Annotated in this window: 24 protein-coding genes; 14 read left to right on the top strand and 10 right to left on the bottom strand. The window is 43.7% G+C overall.

The features are described from left to right. Positions 1-45 precede the first annotated feature (45 nt). A complete protein-coding gene (locus ICN36_RS09860; protein ID WP_255531292.1) occupies positions 46-915 on the bottom strand; it encodes a carboxylesterase in 870 nt (289 codons plus the stop codon). Positions 916-953: 38 nt separating this feature from the next. Here ICN36_RS09860 and ICN36_RS09855 point away from each other — a divergent pair, with 38 nt between their 5' ends. The 3 genes from ICN36_RS09855 to ICN36_RS09845 are packed head-to-tail and all read left to right on the top strand — an operon-like array spanning position 954 to position 2,892. After that, a complete protein-coding gene (locus tag ICN36_RS09855) occupies positions 954-1,403 on the top strand; it encodes a DUF4118 domain-containing protein (RefSeq protein WP_216153006.1) in 450 nt (149 codons plus the stop codon). Continuing rightward, a complete protein-coding gene (locus tag ICN36_RS09850) occupies positions 1,403-1,639 on the top strand; it encodes an acyl carrier protein (protein WP_255531291.1) in 237 nt (78 codons plus the stop codon). The genes ICN36_RS09855 and ICN36_RS09850 overlap by 1 nt, the downstream gene beginning before the upstream one ends. Further along, complete coding sequence (locus ICN36_RS09845) at positions 1,636-2,892, top strand: beta-ketoacyl synthase (RefSeq protein WP_216862077.1); 1,257 nt, start codon at positions 1,636-1,638, stop codon at positions 2,890-2,892. Before ICN36_RS09850 ends, ICN36_RS09845 begins: the two co-directional genes overlap by 4 nt. On the opposite strand, the gene ICN36_RS09840 is transcribed toward ICN36_RS09845, so the two are convergent. Then, positions 2,889-3,248 (bottom strand): hypothetical protein, encoded by a 360-nt coding sequence (locus ICN36_RS09840; protein ID WP_216228170.1) that lies wholly within the window; start codon positions 3,246-3,248, stop codon positions 2,889-2,891. The genes ICN36_RS09845 and ICN36_RS09840 overlap by 4 nt on opposite strands. Before the next feature lie 8 nt (positions 3,249-3,256). After that, positions 3,257-3,862: a hypothetical protein gene (locus ICN36_RS09835; RefSeq protein ID WP_216153009.1), complete on the bottom strand. Its 606-nt coding sequence runs from the start codon at positions 3,860-3,862 to the stop codon at positions 3,257-3,259. 161 nt (positions 3,863-4,023) lie between these two features. Between ICN36_RS09835 and hyi the strand changes: the two genes are divergently transcribed. From hyi to ICN36_RS09810, 5 genes are all read left to right on the top strand, one after another. Further along, positions 4,024-4,806 (top strand): hydroxypyruvate isomerase, encoded by a 783-nt coding sequence (gene hyi, locus ICN36_RS09830; protein WP_216228169.1) that lies wholly within the window; start codon positions 4,024-4,026, stop codon positions 4,804-4,806. 25 nt (positions 4,807-4,831) lie between these two features. Then, entirely contained in the window at positions 4,832-5,731 is a 900-nt protein-coding gene (gene glxR, locus ICN36_RS09825; protein ID WP_216228168.1) for a 2-hydroxy-3-oxopropionate reductase, read from the top strand. A gap of 9 nt (positions 5,732-5,740) precedes the next feature. Beyond that, a complete protein-coding gene (locus ICN36_RS09820) occupies positions 5,741-6,328 on the top strand; it encodes a YqiA/YcfP family alpha/beta fold hydrolase (protein ID WP_216228167.1) in 588 nt (195 codons plus the stop codon). An 80-nt stretch (positions 6,329-6,408) separates the two neighbouring features. Continuing rightward, positions 6,409-6,978, top strand: a complete 570-nt coding sequence (locus tag ICN36_RS09815; RefSeq protein WP_216228166.1) for an HNH endonuclease — start codon at positions 6,409-6,411, stop codon at positions 6,976-6,978. Between the two features lie 206 nt (positions 6,979-7,184). Continuing rightward, positions 7,185-7,979, top strand: coding sequence for a DUF3108 domain-containing protein (locus tag ICN36_RS09810; protein ID WP_255531290.1), 795 nt, complete (start codon positions 7,185-7,187; stop codon positions 7,977-7,979). Between the two features lie 2 nt (positions 7,980-7,981). On the opposite strand, the gene ICN36_RS09805 is transcribed toward ICN36_RS09810, so the two are convergent. The 6 genes from ICN36_RS09805 to mltG all read right to left on the bottom strand — a co-directional run bounded on the left by ICN36_RS09805 (position 7,982) and on the right by mltG (position 12,984). Further along, positions 7,982-8,539: an ion channel gene (locus tag ICN36_RS09805; RefSeq protein ID WP_216228165.1), complete on the bottom strand. Its 558-nt coding sequence runs from the start codon at positions 8,537-8,539 to the stop codon at positions 7,982-7,984. 71 nt (positions 8,540-8,610) lie between these two features. Next, complete coding sequence (locus ICN36_RS09800) at positions 8,611-9,318, bottom strand: ankyrin repeat domain-containing protein (protein WP_216228164.1); 708 nt, start codon at positions 9,316-9,318, stop codon at positions 8,611-8,613. Continuing rightward, positions 9,315-10,106, bottom strand: coding sequence for a TatD family hydrolase (locus ICN36_RS09795; RefSeq protein WP_216228163.1), 792 nt, complete (start codon positions 10,104-10,106; stop codon positions 9,315-9,317). Before ICN36_RS09795 ends, ICN36_RS09800 begins: the two co-directional genes overlap by 4 nt. A 31-nt stretch (positions 10,107-10,137) precedes the next feature. Continuing rightward, positions 10,138-11,259 carry a DNA polymerase III subunit delta' gene (locus tag ICN36_RS09790; RefSeq protein WP_216228162.1) on the bottom strand — a complete coding sequence of 374 codons (1,122 nt, stop codon included), beginning with the start codon at positions 11,257-11,259 and terminating at the stop codon, positions 10,138-10,140. Beyond that, a complete protein-coding gene (gene tmk / locus ICN36_RS09785) occupies positions 11,260-11,898 on the bottom strand; it encodes a dTMP kinase (protein ID WP_216228161.1) in 639 nt (212 codons plus the stop codon). A gap of 12 nt (positions 11,899-11,910) precedes the next feature. Continuing rightward, positions 11,911-12,984 (bottom strand): endolytic transglycosylase MltG, encoded by a 1,074-nt coding sequence (gene mltG, locus ICN36_RS09780; RefSeq protein WP_216228160.1) that lies wholly within the window; start codon positions 12,982-12,984, stop codon positions 11,911-11,913. A 20-nt stretch (positions 12,985-13,004) separates the two neighbouring features. Between mltG and ICN36_RS09775 the strand changes: the two genes are divergently transcribed. Both ICN36_RS09775 and ICN36_RS09770 read left to right on the top strand, forming a co-directional pair. Further along, complete coding sequence (locus ICN36_RS09775; protein WP_216228159.1) at positions 13,005-14,012, top strand: folate-binding protein YgfZ; 1,008 nt, start codon at positions 13,005-13,007, stop codon at positions 14,010-14,012. 8 nt (positions 14,013-14,020) lie between these two features. Then, positions 14,021-14,878, top strand: a complete 858-nt coding sequence (locus ICN36_RS09770; RefSeq protein ID WP_216228158.1) for an NRDE family protein — start codon at positions 14,021-14,023, stop codon at positions 14,876-14,878. Between the two features lie 2 nt (positions 14,879-14,880). Here ICN36_RS09770 and ICN36_RS09765 read toward each other — a convergent pair whose 3' ends face one another. Beyond that, positions 14,881-15,363: a PaaI family thioesterase gene (locus ICN36_RS09765; RefSeq protein ID WP_216153643.1), complete on the bottom strand. Its 483-nt coding sequence runs from the start codon at positions 15,361-15,363 to the stop codon at positions 14,881-14,883. Positions 15,364-15,418: 55 nt separating this feature from the next. On the opposite strand from ICN36_RS09765, the gene ICN36_RS09760 reads away from it, so the two are divergent. From ICN36_RS09760 to ICN36_RS09745, 4 genes are read left to right on the top strand one after another with little or no spacing between them, the layout of a single operon-like run. Further along, positions 15,419-16,885 (top strand): YdiU family protein, encoded by a 1,467-nt coding sequence (locus ICN36_RS09760; RefSeq protein WP_216228157.1) that lies wholly within the window; start codon positions 15,419-15,421, stop codon positions 16,883-16,885. Positions 16,886-16,915: 30 nt separating this feature from the next. Then, on the top strand, positions 16,916-17,335 hold the full coding sequence (msrB, locus tag ICN36_RS09755) for a peptide-methionine (R)-S-oxide reductase MsrB (protein WP_216228295.1): 420 nt from the start codon (positions 16,916-16,918) through the stop codon (positions 17,333-17,335). Positions 17,336-17,358: 23 nt separating this feature from the next. Continuing rightward, a complete protein-coding gene (locus tag ICN36_RS09750; RefSeq protein ID WP_216228156.1) occupies positions 17,359-17,907 on the top strand; it encodes a septation protein A in 549 nt (182 codons plus the stop codon). Next, positions 17,904-18,188 (top strand): BolA family transcriptional regulator, encoded by a 285-nt coding sequence (locus ICN36_RS09745; protein WP_216228155.1) that lies wholly within the window; start codon positions 17,904-17,906, stop codon positions 18,186-18,188. The genes ICN36_RS09750 and ICN36_RS09745 overlap by 4 nt, the downstream gene beginning before the upstream one ends. The last annotated feature ends 1 nt before the right edge of the window (position 18,189 follow it).

The raw sequence follows: 18,189 nt of genomic DNA, 5'->3' as shown, positions 1-18,189 counted from the left end.
TCCTAAATGCCTGAGCCCTGCGTGATTGGGCTCAACGATGCTAATTTAATCAATTCTGTTGAGATTTCTCAAAAAACGCTGTAATTCAGGGGCCACAATTTTCTCTTCTTCTGGTATGGGTTTAATTTTTCCATAGATTAAATCCAGAAAATTTTGAGCTTCCGCCGCAACAGTCTCCCTCTCATTATCAACGGTAATCATGTGATAACTGTTTCCCAGGAATACCTGCCTCAATAGTGTTGCGCTTGATAGATCTCCAACCATTTGCGGATTCAGTACATTGGCAATTTCATCATCAATTGCATGAATTGTTAATATGGAGGAGCCAACTTGCGAAAGATTTTCAATCGTATGTTTACAAAGCTTATTGCCCTCATGCATATGTCTCAAAGACATATACGAACCACCAACGGCTGACAGCTCTTGGCTCGAAAGCACTCTTTTAATGTAAGCTCGAATTTGCGGATTTTTAATGCCAAAGGGATCTCGCTCCTTATATTTGAAGCGATCACCCAACCCAAGCATCATTCCCAACGGAATGAGGTGTCGATACCAGGGAACGGCCCAGCCGTTGTATTTCAGAGTGGTTGAGAGGGCCATTACACCCAAAATATCATTGAGCTCTGATGCAACAGCCAGAGCCAATGTGGACCCCAGGGAAATTCCGCCCAGGGATATTGGCTTGGATTCAGTTTTCTGCAATCCTTCTATATGCTTGATTGCTTCGCTAAGCCAAAACTTCCAACTACTCGCCTTGTCGCCAAAGGTATACCCTGGAATAGTTGGGGTATTTACCCTATAGCCTGCTGCGGTAAGCTGGGAGGCTAGGAAATTGAACTCCATAGGAGATGAGGAAAGACCATGGAATAGTACAATCAACGGGCTGCTATTATCATTATGTGCAAGGTCATTCATAACTCATAATTTTAGACCCATTAGAGACAAAGCTAGTCATGATTATCAAAAATGCCAATAATTGGTCATCTCACAGCGCACTTGAGGCGCTGATTTGGGCTTTCTCCTCCTTTGTGATCATTAGCGCGTGGATGCATGTGATGGGCTCTAATTTTTATGGCGCCCATCCTTATAAGTTTTATTTTTTTGCCGCTACTGTACTGGCCTACTTTTTTGGTTATATAACAGCAAGCATTTATATCCTAGTCTCAAGTATTTACGCCAATTTGTATTTTGTACCTCCCTTTGGGGTTTTTTCCCTGACACCAGAAGAAGCGGAAAGATTCGTAATTAATCTTTTATTTGGTGGCGTCGCTATTTTCTTTATTGAAATTTTACAAAGACAGCGTTACAAGACCAAGCTATTACTGCTGGTATCGGAATCACGCTACCTAACATTGCTTCATAGAGATAATCAGCTTTTGCAGGAATTAAAGAGAAAGCAATAATGTCAAACACCCTTAATACGCTTATGGAACTGGTTTCTCAAAAGTTTGATAAAAAAATTGAAGAGTTGGGTCCGGACACCACCCTAGAAAGTCTTGGCGTTGATTCCCTTGGAAAGATTGAACTCATTTTTGATCTAGAGGACCACTTTGATGTACGCATACCCAATGAGGATGCGAAAGTAGATACCTTGGCGGAGGTTGCCGCTTTGCTTGATACTGCGAAGCCAACTCATTGAGCGGGAATGACATTAGAAGAGTCGTTGTAACTGGCCTAGGCGCCGTTTCAGGACTTGGAGTAGGTGCCGGCGTTCAATTTCAGAAAGCTATTGAATGCAAATCCGGCATATCAAGCTTCATTTCACCAACTGCTATCCCTGTTGATCTCCCTTGCGCTTCTGCCATTAAAGAAAGGCTGGATTTTGATCTGGATGCAACCTCTCTGGGCTTGTTCGATAGAACCGCCCATCTGGCATGGCTTGTGGCAAAAGAGGCGCTACAACAGTCGGGCCTAGGAAATCTAAGTGAGGATGATCTAGATAAGAGCGGTATTTTCTGGGGAACAGGTTTTGGCGGCTCCAACACCCTTGATGGCGCCTATCAAGAAATCTATCAGAATGATAAGCAGCGCGTTCGTCCATTTACTGTTATTGGTGTAATGGCTAACGGATCGGCTGGATTGTTGTCGATGCAAACCTGCTTTAGAGGCCCATCCTTAACCTATTCGACTGCATGTGCATCCTCAAGTCACGCTATTGGAGAAGCATTTAGAAGTATTAAGTATGGGATTTGCGATAGGGCGATTGCCGGCGGATCTGAAAGCCTTTTTAATGCCGGACCCATTAAAGCATGGGAGGCTTTACGGACTCTTGCAACGCCTGACCCAGAAAATATTGCCGGCTCCTGCAAACCCTTTTCAAAAAATCGGAGTGGCTTTGTTCTAGGTGAGGGTGCGGCTGCCCTAGTTTTAGAGTCACTAGACAGCGCGCTTAATAGAGGGGCAACCATTCTTGGTGAAATCGTTGGGTATGGCGCAACCACTGATGCGATTCACATTACCAGACCAGACTCAGTAGGCCAGGCCAAAGCCATGAAAGCCGCTATGGCGGAGGCAGAAGTTAATGCATTGGATATTGCTTACATTAACGCTCACGGAACTGCTACAGGCGTAGGCGATATTTCAGAGACAAACTCCATTAAATCTGCATTCGGACTAGATGCCGCACAAAAGACTGCTATCAGCTCCACCAAAGCAATTCATGGCCATACTTTAGGTGCGGCGGGCGCATTAGAGCTGGTTATTACGTTTCAGGCATTGCAGAACAATATTGCTCCAGGGACTGCTTTTTTAGACATTGCAGATCCGGAATGCAATCTTAACTACCTTCCACTTAAGTCGATCGACTTAAATATTCCTCTTGCAATGAGTAATTCATTTGCGTTTGGAGGCTCTAATGCAAGCATCCTAATATCAAAGCTGCGAAAAACTTAAAACGGTTTCTTGAATTTGTTGGTAATTTCGTAGTGCCACAGGACCCCAAGCGTCATTCCGGTGAATAGCACCTCAGTGTCGCTAATTAAACCATGTAGGTTATCCACCTGGTAGTTTTCGGCGGTGACATTAATAATAATTTCGGAAATGATTAGGGTTGCGGTAAATACGAGTCGATAACGTTTTAAATTTGACGAAAGCTGCCCAACTAATCCGCTGTAGTTTTTCAGCAATAAGAGGATGCTGAAAGTATTGAGAAGCCAAAATACAATTACCGGCACACTCAGGGGGAAAGGTGCAGTTAAATAGTACAGCGCCGAAATAGCCGCCTGAATGCCCAGTAATAGCTGTATCAATTTATGACTTACTTCTTAGGGGTGGTGATGGATGCAGCCATAGCGTCATAGTAAATCACTTTAACTTGCTCACCTACGTTGATATCTGCCAAAAGAGCAGGGTTCTTCACAGTCACTGTAGTGATCTTCCCGCTTGGACCCTTAACAGAAACCAATTTCTTTTCACGATTAACTTCCACAATGTCGGCAACAATGGTTGTCTTGTTTGTAATCGATTCAGATGGCTTCTCATCCGCCTTGGATTTGGTTACTGTGTTGGTCTCCACCTTAGAGCGAACACCATCACTCTTGGTCTTAATGAGTTCGATAGCTACGGCTAGCTCGTAATTTACATTTACGCGATCGCCTTTTTTGATTTGGGCAAAGTTAGTGATATCAGGACCTGCAACAAATTTAGATTCACCCTCTTTATTCTTAAAGGTAATGGTGCGAGTCTTTTTGTCAATCTTGACTACTTCACCTTCATAAAGCTGATAACGATTATCGGTGACGGCAGCATCGATCACTGCTGGCTTAGCTGTGCTTGACGATGGCATTGATTGGGCAATGGCTGCGGAAGATCCCGCAAATAGGGCTGTAATAACCAAGGCAATTGGGGCATATTTTGTTTTCATTATTTTCCTTATATAAAAAGCTACTAGATCCAATCTTAGCCTACTTTTAGGGGCGTAAATGGTCTATTGCCCTGATTTTTAATAGCGAGGCTTAATTAGATAACTTTTGTTAAGATCATCGTTCCCAATGTAACGCCTGATTCTGTTTATAAGGATTTGAAATGCCACAATTTGCCGCAAATTTGACCATGCTATTTAATGAGACCTTATTTTTGGATCGATTTGAAAAAGCGGCTAAATCTGGATTTCAGGCCGTTGAGTTTCTTTTTCCTTATGCATTTTCAGCTCAAGAAATTAAGCAAAAATTAGAGCAGCATAATCTTCAGCTAGTTCTCCATAATTTACCAGCTGGCGATTGGGATGCAGGCGAGAGAGGCATAGCATGCCTTCCAGATCGTGTTGCTGAATTTAAGGCTGGCGTTGCAAAGGCAATTGAATATGCAAAAGTGCTTGATGTAAAACAGTTAAATTGTTTAGCGGGAAAGATTCCCGCTAATGTGGATGCTGCCTCGCTTAAAGAAACCTTTGCTTCCAATTTGCGTTACGCAGCAGCCGAGCTTAAAAAAGCGAATATCAAACTTCTTATTGAGCCAATTAATACCTTTGATATTCCAGGTTTCTATTTATCTAAGACACAGCAAGCCATTGATATTCTTGATGAAGTGGGCTCAGATAATTTGTTCATTCAATACGATATTTATCATGCCCAAAGAATGGAAGGTGAGCTCTGCAAAACTATAGAAGCAAATCTTTCAAAAATTGCTCACATTCAATTAGCGGATAACCCGGGTCGCAATGAGCCGGGAACTGGGGAAATTAATTACCCTCATCTCTTTCAGTTTATCGATCAGATTGGCTATAAAGGTTGGATCGGCTGTGAATATAAACCCGCATCAAATACTGAAGCTGGATTAGGTTGGATTAAAGCGCTTAACAGCAATTAAATTAAAAATACGATACGGAGACAAAATGAGTAATCAACTAAAGCTGGGTTTTATTGGTTTGGGAATAATGGGTGGACCTATGGCCGGCCATCTTGCAAATGCTGGACATGAGGTGTTTATCAATACTCGCAGCAAGGTGCCAGAAGCGTTGGCCTCTTCATCTGCTGTGCAATGCGCCTCACCTCAAGAGGTTGCAAGTAAAGCTGACATTATTTTCACCATGGTGCCAGATACACCAGATGTTGAAAAAGTATTGTTTGGTGATAAGGGAATTGCCGCTGGCCTGTCTAAAGGCAAGATCGTAGTTGATATGAGTTCCATATCACCAATTGCCACTAAAGAGTTTGCTCGGAAAATTAATGCTTTGGGCTGCGATTACCTAGATGCTCCGGTATCTGGTGGTGAGTTAGGCGCCCAAAATGCAACCCTTTCTATTATGGTTGGTGGAGATGAGAAGGTCTTTGAGAAAGTGAAGCCTATATTTGATTTGATGGGTAAAAATATTAATCTGGTGGGTGGAAATGGCGATGGCCAAACCGCAAAGGTTGCCAATCAAATTATTGTTGCTTTAAATATTGAGGCAGTAGCTGAGGCTCTTTTATTTGCTTCTAGGGCTGGCGCAGACCCTGCAAAAGTGCGTCAAGCTTTAATGGGTGGTTTTGCAAGCTCTAAGATATTAGAAGTGCATGGCGAAAGAATGGTGAAGCGTACCTTTGATCCAGGTTTCAGAATAGAGTTACACCAGAAAGATCTGAATCTTGCTCTCAGTAGCGCCAGGGCTCTTGGTGTTTCTTTGCCTAACACTGCGACTGCGCAGGAGTTATTTAACTCTTGCGCCGCACATGGCGGTAAAGCCTGGGATCACTCTGCAATGGTTCGAGCCTTAGAGAAGTTAGCGAATTTTGAAATCGGACAAAAGGCCTAAGATAGCCCTATGCCATCGACTTTAATTGTTTATTTGCATGGTTTTCGCTCTTCACCAAGATCAAGCAAGGCCGTTATGACTGGTGAAGCTATTGCGGCCTTATCTACAGTTGAAAATCCAATAGATTGGTATTGCCCCCAACTGGTTGCTTCACCTAAGTCTAGTATGGATAAGGTTATTGAGCATATTGAAGAATCAAAGCATGATCGTCTGGTAGTTATTGGATCTTCTTTGGGCGGCTACTACGCAAATTATTTGGCTGAAAAATATGGTTGCAAGGCTGTAGCACTAAACCCGGCAGTATGGGCGCCTAAGGAATTAGCTTCGCATGTTGGAATGCTAACGTCTTACGATACAAATGAGCCTTATGATTTTCGACCAGAATATATCGAAGAATTGAAGTCACTTCAGGTTGAAGTAATTAGCAATCCCGCACGTTACTTTCTGTTAGCCTCAAAAGGCGATGAACTCTTAGATTGGCAGGAAATGGTTGATTTTTACCAAGGTGCCGAACAATTGGTCCTAGAAGGAAGTGATCATGGTATCGCAGACTATCCAGATCATTTACCCAGGATCTTAAAGTTTATCTCTCAGTAGTAGATTGATTGCCGCTTGCTTCTTCTGTAAGATGGTCTAAACGGCTGCAGCTCATTTGCGCCGTTTAGAAAGGGGAGTTTGTGCTGAGCATCTTGAAATTAGACGCAGGTGGAATACCTCAGGGCTGGGTGAACGCAGAAGAGGCTACCAAACAATATGCTGACAATAGTGTGTTGTGGACTCTAGGCGATCCTATTTTTCAAATGCGAGGCGGCATTTCTCGCTCTACTGGAAAACAATCCCTCATTGAGCTTCACTCCATTATTGCAGTGAAGGGTAGCGCCAAAATAAATTTATTTGATGTTGTGCCCGTTATCACAAAACACAAGCTCTTCAAGCGTGACCGCGGACTTTGCGCTTATTGCGGTGATGCGATTCAAGAAAATCAGGCAGAGGCTGAGCACATCATTCCCAATAGTCGTGGTGGCAAATATAGCTGGATGAATTTGGTTATCTCCTGCAGGCCATGCAATCAAAGAAAAGGTAATTGCACGCCAGAACAGGCTGGCATGACTTTGCTGTATACGCCATATTTACCTAGTCTTTACGAAGATATGATTCTAAAAGGTCGCAATATACTAGCTGATCAGATGGACTTCCTTGCTGCAAATCTTCCGAAAAATAGCCGCCTTTTAGAGAGCTTGCCCTGAGTCTGAGAGTAGGGCGAAAACATTTCTTTCAACCGCCCAAGATCAATTCTCTGAGAATTATTCTCGCAGCTTTGCTGCTGTCTTTAGCGGGTCATCTCTTTTTGTTTTTCGGTTTACCCTTTATTTCATATTCAGTAGCTCCGCCTATCGCAGAAGATTTAATTATCAAAACTGAATTAAAGGCCGAGCCGCCTAAAAAAATTCAGATGGCAAAAGCCGCAAAAAGAGTCCCAAAAAAAACTACATCAAGCAATCTTTCCGAGGAGCTCAAATCCAATATTGATGGAGAGCAGGGTGGATCCAATAATCAATCGGGGGTTGCTTTTAAGCTGCCGGAATCGGGGATTATTTATTACGATGCCTATCTCGACGGGCAAAAGCTCCAAACTGGTGAGATTGATTGGATTGTTGAAGCTAACAACTATCGTCTCTACGTCAACATTCCCTATGCATTTGTAGGCCCATTTGTTTTTGAATCCCGCGGAACCGTAGATTCCTATGGAATTGCTCCCAGCATTTACTGGACGCAACGCGGTACAAAGACACCCCGCTATTCTCGCTTTGATCGTAATGAAAAAGGGGAAGGGCAGATGTTCTTTTCAGAAAAGCCCGAGTTCACTCCTGCGTTACTACGGGGAACTCAGGACCGTTTTAGCCTGATGTTTCAACTGGCTTCGTTATTAAATGGCGATAGCAAAATGGATGAAGCAGGCTCGATAAGGGCAATCCCAGTGGTTGACTACAACACCTTAGAGCTGTGGAACTTCAAAAGTTATGGCGAGACTATATCGGAGGATATTCCTAGTCTTGGTAAAGCCGTTAATCGCCACTATGCCTTAATGCAGCGTGAAAATGATCCATACAAGCGTCAAGTTGATATCTGGCTAGCAAAAGACCTGGAATGGCTTCCTGGACGTATTCGGTCTGTTGAGTCCAGTGGTAGGGTGCTTGAGCTTGTTTTTAAACAGAAGAATCCCGTTCCAGTCGGAACAAAGCCATAGCCCTAAAAGCCAGATCCTGATTTTGGGTTCTGAATTGGTCGATTTAGTAAAGCGCCCATCATTGAGTAAAGAGCTGCACCAGACATGGATACAGCAAAGATCCCTGAGAATGAGATGATGATTGGCAGAATTCTCCAGCGCTCTGAAAGCGTGTAATCCCCATATCCCACAGTTGTGTACATCTCGCCAGCAAAGTAAAAGGTCTGCGGGTTGGTGGCAAATACCTTTAAGGCTACGCAAATATAGGCCCAGGCAATGATCTCAATAAAGTGAGTGGCAATGATCAATAGAATAGCGATGAAATACGACAGAAAATTAGCACCATAGATACGCTTATTTTCTAGTTTCTTATCCAGCCCATGAAATGCACTAGCAATCATCAGAACTGCCACACCATGAAAAGTGAGCATTAGACAGGCTAATATCAATACGATCCAGATTTGGCTATTTCCCATATCCGTGTTGATCTCGGAAAAGAGCGTGTACAAGCTGGGTAAATCCGCATTCTGAAACAGATCAATAACAGGGATATTGTGATCATGGAGAAAGCTAATTGTCATGGGAGCAAGGGGGATTAATTTGACAAAGATATCTTATTTGACATAATAATGATTATACGCAAATAGATATATTAGGACTTAGGCTGGCCAACGCTCTTTGGGACAACATACGGTTTCTTATAAAGCTTTAACCAACGTGCGCTCAAGCCTTCTGCAATCCAAGGCTTCTCATAAATAATGGCGATATCAATTGCAGACAGCCCAAGAGAATTACGTGCTTGAAGATCGGCACCTTTTTCTAGCAATAACTTAACTAACTGTTCATTACCGGATTGAACCGCCATCATCAATGGAGTTGTGTTACTTGGGCTTAACGAATCAATAATTGCCCCATTAGAGATTAAGTATTGGGCAATCTCTAAATTACCCTTAGCGCAGGCGTAATGTAATGGAGTCCAGCCTATATGGTCTATCTTGGCCTTCCTGCCTTGCACTAGCGCTTTGACAACCGGTAAATTGCCATCAATCGATGCAATCATGAGCGGAGTTTCACCAAACTTATTGGAGATATCAACATCAGTAGCGTTATTTGTCAGTAAAAATAAAATAACATCATTGGATTTATCTCTAATAGCCAGATTGAGCATTAATTCGCCCTTTGGATCCATGATATTCGGGCTCACACCCTTGGAAACAAGTGCTTTAACGGTCGAAACATCATTAAATTTGGCTGCTTTAGCAAATTCTGCTACTTGCTCGTCTGATTGCGCTACAGCAAAGCCACTGAAGCTAAATAATATGGCTAAGACAAATGCTTTCTTATTAAACATATTTATCATGAATATTGTCTATCTATTTGAAAACATTCATAAAAATTATTTGATGTCTTGTTTGCAAGGACCTCAACAGAAACCCCTTTAAGATCGGCTACAAATTCACCAACCTTAGAAACCCACGCGGGCTCATTAGTCTTGCCGCGATATGGAATTGGAGCCAAGTAAGGCGAATCTGTCTCAATCAGCATTCGATCCAAAGGTACCTGCCTGCAAGTTTCTTGGAGATCTTTAGCACTCTTGAAGGTAACAATCCCCGAAAAAGAGATGAAAAACCCCATTTCTATCGCCGCCTTTGCAACTTCGTAAGACTCTGTAAAGCAATGCATCACCCCACCAATTTGCTGGGCGCCCTCCTCTTTGAGGATCTTGATCGTGTCTTCAGATGCTGACCGGGTGTGAATGATTAAAGGCTTCTTTGAGGCAATCGAAGCCCGAATATGGGTTCTAAAACGCTCTCGCTGCCATTCCATAGACTCATAGCTGCGATCTCCCATTCGGAAGTAATCAAGCCCTGTTTCGCCAATAGCGACGATTTTGGGGTGCTTGAGAGCCGTTTCCACCAAAAATTCAAATGTTGGCTCTGGGGTGTCTTCATAATCGGGATGGACACCCACTGATGCATACAAATTTGGATGATCCTGCGCCAACTTCAATACATTTGGAAAGTCAGGCAAATCAACCGAGACGCACAAAGCGTGACTTACTTTGGCGGATTGCATATTGCTCAATACCTCTGGTAAGCGGGATTGAAATTCCGGGAAGTCGAGATGGCAATGGGAGTCTATAAACATGACTCGCTATTTTAGACTGCCTAAGCTGGTTTTATGCTCCAAAAATCTGCTGATATTGAGAAAGCAATGCCTCTAACTGGATTCTGTTGGCTAAAGGGTGGTTTTCGTGACGGCGAGCCTGAATAAGCGACTTCCAAAACTGGAGCAATTTTTGGGCATTGACCATTTTTGATAAGCCTTGAAGGGTTGATAAGTGCTTGGGGTAATAACGCGGATTGCCGCCCTGACTTACGGACTGCAAATCAGAAATCCAGCGCTGCATGCTGGCTAATAAAAAGGAATATTGGGCTTTATGGGTCTTCTCGGCCGTTTCGAGCCAATTTATTCTGACACCCTGAGCCATGGATTGGAGTAAGTAACGTGAAGCCTGGATTGATATGGTCAGCTCGTCCTTATCATCCTTGTTGTGCCTAGCAATAAGGGAATCGAGAACTGAAAAGGGAGCCCCACCTTGTTCGTCATAGACAGTCTCAATATCTGCATCGCTCGCTTTTAGTCCGCTGACTTGATTTAATTGGGCCTTCAACCAGATCAGTCCTTGTTCGCGATCTGGGCGAGGAGCGGTCAGGAGGCGGCAGCGTGATCGTATTGTGGGTAAGACACGATCGACCCGATCAGCCAGCAAAATAAAAATAGTATTTGCTGGAGGTTCTTCAAGAGATTTTAATAATGTATTAGCCGAGTCTGGGCGCAACATCTCCAATGGGTAAATCAGAATGACCCTGTTGCCGCCGCGGTGAGATCCAATGGAAAGATTTTCAATAGCGTGACGTGTTTCTTCTATCGAGATATTTTTCTTCTCTTTTTTTTCGCTTGTTTCACCGTCATCCTCGCTCCTAGCCTTTCCTCTCTTGGGTAATTCGTCACCCTCATAGTCGGCATGAGGCAATAGTTTGCGATGCGTTTCAGGTACTAGGGCTACGAAGTCAGGATGATTTCCGGTATCAAACCAGTGACACGCCTCACATTGATTGCACGGCTTTAGCGTAGCGCCAGAGCTTTCGCAAAGCAAGGCCTTTGCAAGCTTTACCGAAAAGGCAAATTTCCCGATCCCAGATTGGCCATGCAACAAAATAGCATTAGGAAAGTTGGCAAAGTCCAATCCCTCCCATAGGGGTTTGAGCCATGGTGCTATTTGATTTTCTTGTTTCACTTAGAGTGCAATCTGAATCAATTTCAAGCCATTCCATATGGACTCAGGGGTTTGAGTGGCATCCACTAAATGAAAGCGCTCTGAATCATTCCGAGCTCGACGCAGGTATTCCTGGCGAACTCTTTCGAAAAAATCTAAATCCATCTTTTCAAATTTGTCTGGAGCGCGTACCTTCGAGCGTCGCGCTTCTGCAATCTCTCCCGGCAAATCGAACAAGATCGTTAAGTTGGGCTGTAAGAGCGAGCCATCGGAGCGGCCCTGTACCCACCGTTCTAAGTCATTCAATTTATCCAAACTTAAACCACGACCCCCGCCCTGATAAGCAAAGCTAGCATCTGTAAAGCGGTCAGAGATCACAATTTTGCCTGAGGCAAGAGCGGGCTCAATTACCTGGGCAATATGCTCACGACGTGCAGCAAACATTAATAATGCCTCTGTCTCTAAATTCATAGGCGCTTCTAAAAGCAGATTACGCAGTTGCTCGCCAAGAGAAGTGCCTCCCGGCTCGCGCGTCATGACCACTTCTTTTTCAGGATAACGCTCTTGCATGAGCTTGCGAAATGCATCCACATGCGTACTTTTGCCAGCGCCATCGATGCCTTCGAAGCTAATGAAATAACCGTTTTTTGTTGATGTCATTTTTAAATGAATTTAGTTGGCGCTATTTTTAGGTGCAATTTTGCGTTGATATCGATCTACTGCTGTTTCATGCTCTTTAAGTGTTTGAGAAAAATGGCTAGTGCCATCTCCTTTAGCCACAAAGAATAAAGCATTGCTTTTGGCGGGATGTGCGGCTGCCAAAATAGATTCTTTACTGGGCATAGCTATGGGGGTGGGAGGCAAACCTTTATGCATATAGGTATTGTATGGAGTGTCTTTGCGCAAATCCGCTTTCCGTAAATTACCATCAAATTTAGGCCCAATTCCATAAATAACCGTAGGATCAGTTTGAAGAGGCATCCCCCTATCAAGACGATTAATAAATACAGCCGCAACCATATCTCGGTCACCAGCCCGCCCGGTTTCTTTTTCAACGATAGAAGATAAGATTAATAAGTCATAAGGCGTTTTGAGAGGAAGCCCCCCTTCCTTTTGCCCCCATATTTGCGATAGCTGCTTTTGCATGCCTTGCGCCGCCCTTCGGTAAATATTGATATCAGGTTCATCTGGATCAAATACGTAGGTATCGGGTAGAAAAATTCCCTCATCACTGGGGTAGCTCAGATTAAGGCTCTGCAATAATTCTTTATTACTCATGCCTTTAGTCAGATGAATAAGCGCTGCATGTGAGTCGATAATGCCTCGAAGCTGCCAAATAGTCATTCCCGGAATAATTGCGATACTCTCCCTTACTCGATCGCCACGAGCAATTTGCAAGAGGATCTTTCCAAGACTTCCTCCAGCCGGAAGTAAATAAGTCCCTGGCTTAAGCTTTGAGCCAACAAACAAGCTTCTGGCTGAAACCTGCATAACTACAGAATTAATTGATACGCCTTGTTCGCTCAGTTGATTAGCTATGCTAGATAGGCTTGATTGCGGATTAATCTTTACCTTGTATAGATTTGGGTTTTCAACACTAGACATGTTGGGGACCACAGGAATTATAAAAATACCCCCATAAACTAGACCTAGAAATACAAACAAGAGGGCTAACCAATACTTCAGATCTCGATCCTTAGACCTCTTCTTGCTAAATAGTGATCTGCTCTGAATTTTTCTGCTCATCGGGCTATGATAAAAGGGTGATGACAAATAATGCCGAAATTCAGCAAAACTGGCTGAATAACCCCTCCTCCCTACCCTGTAATTTGCCACAATGGGGCTTAATCCTCATTGAGGGCCCCGATGCTGCCAGCTTTTTGCAAAATCAACTTACAAATTCTGTTCTTGGGCTCAATCGTATATTCCCGGGGAGTATTGCCCAGGGTAGTAATGCAGTTCGACTGGTGGGCTATTGCAGCCCTAAAGGTAGGCTATTGGCAAGTGCTTGGGCTGGACTATTTCCAGCAAGCGCAGAAGGTGAAGAACGCTATGTCTTATTCATTTCAAAGGATATAGCCGCCAGCATTGCTAAACGTTTGTCGATGTATGTATTGCGTTCAAAAGTAAAGGTTCTTGATCTTTCTTTAGAATGGGCAATTGCTGGACTTTTTGGAACGGATGAGCAAATTTCTGATTTCAAATTTAATGACAATTGCATAGCATTGCGAATGCCAGATGTATTGGTGGGGAATCAGGCCGTTGCTCGACTGCTTATAGCTGGCCCAAAAGATAATACGCTTAACACGATTCATGCCAGTGAAGCTCTTGAAGCTTGGAATGCGCTTGAAGTCTTAAGCGCAATTCCGAGAATTGTGCAGGCAACGCAGGAGCAGTTTGTACCGCAAATGATTAATTTTGAATCTGTTGCTGGTGTTGATTTTAAAAAAGGATGCTACCCGGGTCAGGAAATTATCGCTAGAAGTCAGTATCGTGGTGCCATTAAAAGACGGCTACAACTTGCCCACCTCAATACCAATGAGCTAATCGATAGCTTAGCCGTTCCAGGAGCGGAACTTTTTAACTCTAAAGATCCTAGTCAGCCCGCAGGCATGGTAGTTCTATCGGCAAGAAACCTAAATGAGCTGGAACGAATTGATCTACAAATTGAATGCAAGCTCGATGCGCTTGAGGATGGGGAGATTCATCTTGGTAGCGCCCAAGGACCTGTGTTAAAAATAGATTTATTGCCCTACCCGTTAATTGAAATTTAATTACTCTTATGTGTCTTATCCTTTTCGCCTGGAATTCTCATCCAGACTACTCACTGGTAGTGGCGGCGAATCGCGATGAGTTTTATGAGCGTGATACAGATGGGGTTGCATGGTGGCCAGAGCATCCTCACGTATTAGCGGGCAGAGATCGAGCCGATGTCTTGGGCAGTCCTGGTACCTGGCTTGGATTCTCAAAGACCGGAAAATTTGCAGCCTTAACGAATGTTCGGGCACCTAGTGAAAAAAATCCTGATTCCAGAACCCGTGGTGAGTTATCTTTGATGTATCTCACCGGTAAAGATGGGCCTACTGATTTCATTCAAGAAAACGCTAAACGTTTTCAGCAATACAATGGCTTTAATCTTTTAATGGCAGATCTGAGTAATCCAGAAAACGCTGAAATGCATTGGGTTAGCAACCGCATAGTCATGGGCCAAAGTGTTCGTCCACGTAAAGTCTTTCCAAAGCAGGCGCTAGAACCCGGTGTGTATGGATTATCCAACGCAATGCTAGATACTCCATGGCCAAAAGTAAATCATCGCGTTGCCGCGTTTGCTCAAGCATTGGCAATGGATCAGGGTCAGCTTAAAAATGCGGATCTGTATTTAAAGTTATTGGCAGATAGTCATCATGCCAGTGATAATGAACTTCCCAATACCGGCGTTAGCAAGGAATGGGAGAAAGCACTTTCTCCTGCTTTTATTAAAACTGCTGGGTATGGAACGCGCTCAAGCACCGTTCTCAGAGTTCGCAAGGACGGCCAATTTGAACTTGTAGAGCGTCGATTTGATGCATCAGGAACTGTGGGGCACGATGTAGTGACTGGCGCCCTTAGTTCGGCATCTGGTTCAAATTTATCCGTTTAGCTTTAAACGGTTCGCCCGTCGTCGTTTATGACACGCTCACCATCGGCATTGCGAGTCGCTAAACGCTTTAAATACTTGAAGGTGCCTGTAGCCATGCAGCACACTTCACCCTGATCGTTATAAAGCTTTGCCTCGCAAAAGGCCATTGTTGCTGTTCTACGCACGGTATCCGCCTTAACCCTCAGCACACCAGTCGCAGCCTGCATGAAATTATTTTTCATTTCAATTGTGACAACACTTCGGTCACCAGGATCACCAGATCTGGCTGCTACAGCCATAGCTACATCCATAAGCGTTAATAAAACACCGCCATGTGCAACCTCCCAAGTGTTGTTATGTTCTGGCTTGAGGGCGAGCAAAATTTCACCTTTACCCATTTCGGCACTTAGGCAGCGAACACCTAAAAGCTTTAAAAAAGGAACGTTTAACTCCTCGCCTAAATTGGCTAGTTGGGTTTGCGGATTCATTTGGACTTGTTTGTTCATAGGTCAATTTTAGAGGCATGAACGCAATTTGGGAAATCCCCCTAGAATAGTCCTCATGGCCTTTACTTTAAGCGGTGATGACGTTTGTCAAACCACCCTACCAACACCTATACCTGACCCCTATTGGATCGCATTTTCACCGTCGTCTGCAAAATTAGCAGGCATCCCTCTGGATGAAAACAATCTGCCGACTGATAAAGCTTGGCTAGAAGTTTTGTCTGGAAATCAATTGAATGCTGGCGATCATTACTTTTCAAACCCTATTGCAACTGCCTATAGCGGTCACCAATTTGGTGTGTGGGCAGGACAATTGGGGGATGGACGTGCAATTTTGCTCGGTGATATTGCAGGACAGGAGTTGCAACTGAAAGGCGCAGGTAAAACTCGCTTCTCTAGAATGGGTGATGGAAGAGCCGTTCTCCGCTCTTCCATTCGGGAGTTTTTATGTAGTGAGGCAATGCATGCATTAGGAATTCCGACGACTCGAGCTTTATCAATCGTTGGATCAGATTTACCGGTAAGAAGAGAAACCATGGAGACTGCGGCGGTTTGTGCGCGGTTGGCGCCAAGTTTTATGCGGGTTGGCCATTTTGAGCATTTTGCTTCGCTACAAAATCATGCACGTTTAAAAGAACTTGCCGATTGTTTGATCCAAGCCCACTACCCAGAATGTCTTCAAGCTGAGGACTCATACCTAGAATTGTTCAAAAAAATCTGTGAACGTAATGCCACATTAGTAGCGCAGTGGCAAGCGGTTGGCTTTTGTCACGGCGTTCTCAACAGCGACAATATTAGCGTCCTAGGTTTAACTATTGACTATGGCCCATTTGGATTTTTAGATCATTTTCAAATCGATCATATTTGCAATCATAGTGATCAAGGTGGACGCTATGCCTATCATCGACAACCTCAAATCATGCATTGGAATATGGCATGCCTCGCTAGCGCGATGATTCCATTGGTTGAACTCGGGTGTGAAGAAAAAGAGGCGCAAGATCTACTGCGTATAGCGCTTGAAGAATTTCCAATAATCTATGCTCAAACTTGGCAATCTTTATTTCGTAAAAAGCTTGGATTTACTGTTGAAGAAGATGGAGATATAACGCTAATAGAGCGACTATTGCAGGCCATGCATGACTCAAAAGTAGATTTCACAACCTTCTTTCGACGTCTTGGTGAACTGAAGACGGATGCTCTTGTGGATCAGATTTCATTGCGGAATGACTTTGTTGACCGCGATGTCATTGATCAGTGGTTTTCTGAATACCTTGCGCGCCTAAATAGAGAAGGCAGCAATGATTTATCACGTCACAAATCCATGAATCAAATAAACCCAAAATATGTGTTGCGAAATCATCTGGCACAAAAGGCAATAGAACAGGCTCAGAAAAAGGACTTCTCCGAGGTGACCAAACTTCTCAATATTTTGAGCAAACCTTTTGATGATCAGTTAGAGCACGAGGCCTATGCATTGGCGCCACCTCCACACTTGGACTCTATTGAAGTAAGTTGTTCATCATAAATTGGTGGCATGACAAATCATTTTCCCAGGATAAAGATGAAAAAAACAGATCAAGAATACAAACAATCATTAAGCGATATTGAATATCGCGTTACTCGTGAGGCTGCAACAGAGCGACCTTTCACAGGAAAGTATTGGGATCATTGGGGTCAGGGTCGATATAAATGTATTTGCTGTGACACTCCTCTCTTTCTCTCGGATACCAAGTTTGATGCGGGATGTGGGTGGCCTAGCTATAACGCACCAGAAGTTGAATCCTCCATTAAGGAGATCCGTGATACTACTCATGGCATGATTCGGACAGAAGTCCGATGTGCCAATTGTGATGCTCATCTGGGGCATGTGTTTGAAGACGGTCCAATGCCTACTGGATTGCGCTATTGTATAAACTCCGCATCTCTGAGTTTTGAGCCTGGTACCAACGCCATGCCCACTAAAACAGAGAAATAAGAAAATAGCTGGATAATCCTTTTATGAAATTTTTATTCGACCTATTCCCCATCATTCTATTTTTTATCGCCTTTAAGTTTGGCGATATCTATACCGCGACCATCGTTGCCATGGTCGCTACCATCGGTCAAATCCTCTGGGTTTATTACCGTCATCGCAAAATTGATGCCATGCAATGGGTAAGCCTGGTGATGATTCTGGTTTTTGGCAGTCTCACGATCTTCCTGCATGACAAAACATTCATTCAGCTAAAGCCTACAGCGCTTTATTGGCTTTTCTCAGGCGCTCTTTTTATCAGCGCTCAGTTTTTTCAAAAGAACTGGATACAAGTATTAATGGGTAAACAGGTAACCCTCAAAGAAAAAAATGCCCATTCTGTTTGGCGAAGTCTGAATATGGCTTGGGCAATTTTCTTCTTCCTTATGGGCGCACTCAATCTTTATATTGCATTAGAGTATTCCGAGGAAACCTGGGTCAACTTTAAATTGTTTGGCAGCACAGGGTTGTTATTGGTATTTGTTATTGCCCAAGGCATTTGGCTTACTAAACATATGGAGCATCCAAGCGAATGAGTATTAATCAGCAGCGTATAGCTGCATTTGAAGAAGATCTTCGTAAGGCTTTTGAGGTTGAGGCCTTAAACATTATTGATGAAAGCCATCTTCATGCCGGCCATGTTGGAGCAGCCAGTGGCGGAGGTCACTTTCGATTAGAAATTGTTGCTCCAGAATTTAAGGGCTTAAATCCAGTAGCTCGTCATCGAGCGGTCTATGCCGCATTAAATAGGCATATTCCCGCTGAAATACATGCCCTCACCATTTATGCGCTAGCCCCTGATGAAGTAATCCATTAGG

The organism is Polynucleobacter sp. UK-Gri1-W3, from assembly GCF_018881595.1.
In the GTDB taxonomy this organism is placed as follows: domain Bacteria; phylum Pseudomonadota; class Gammaproteobacteria; order Burkholderiales; family Burkholderiaceae; genus Polynucleobacter.
This window is presented reverse-complemented; position numbering and strand designations above follow the sequence as displayed.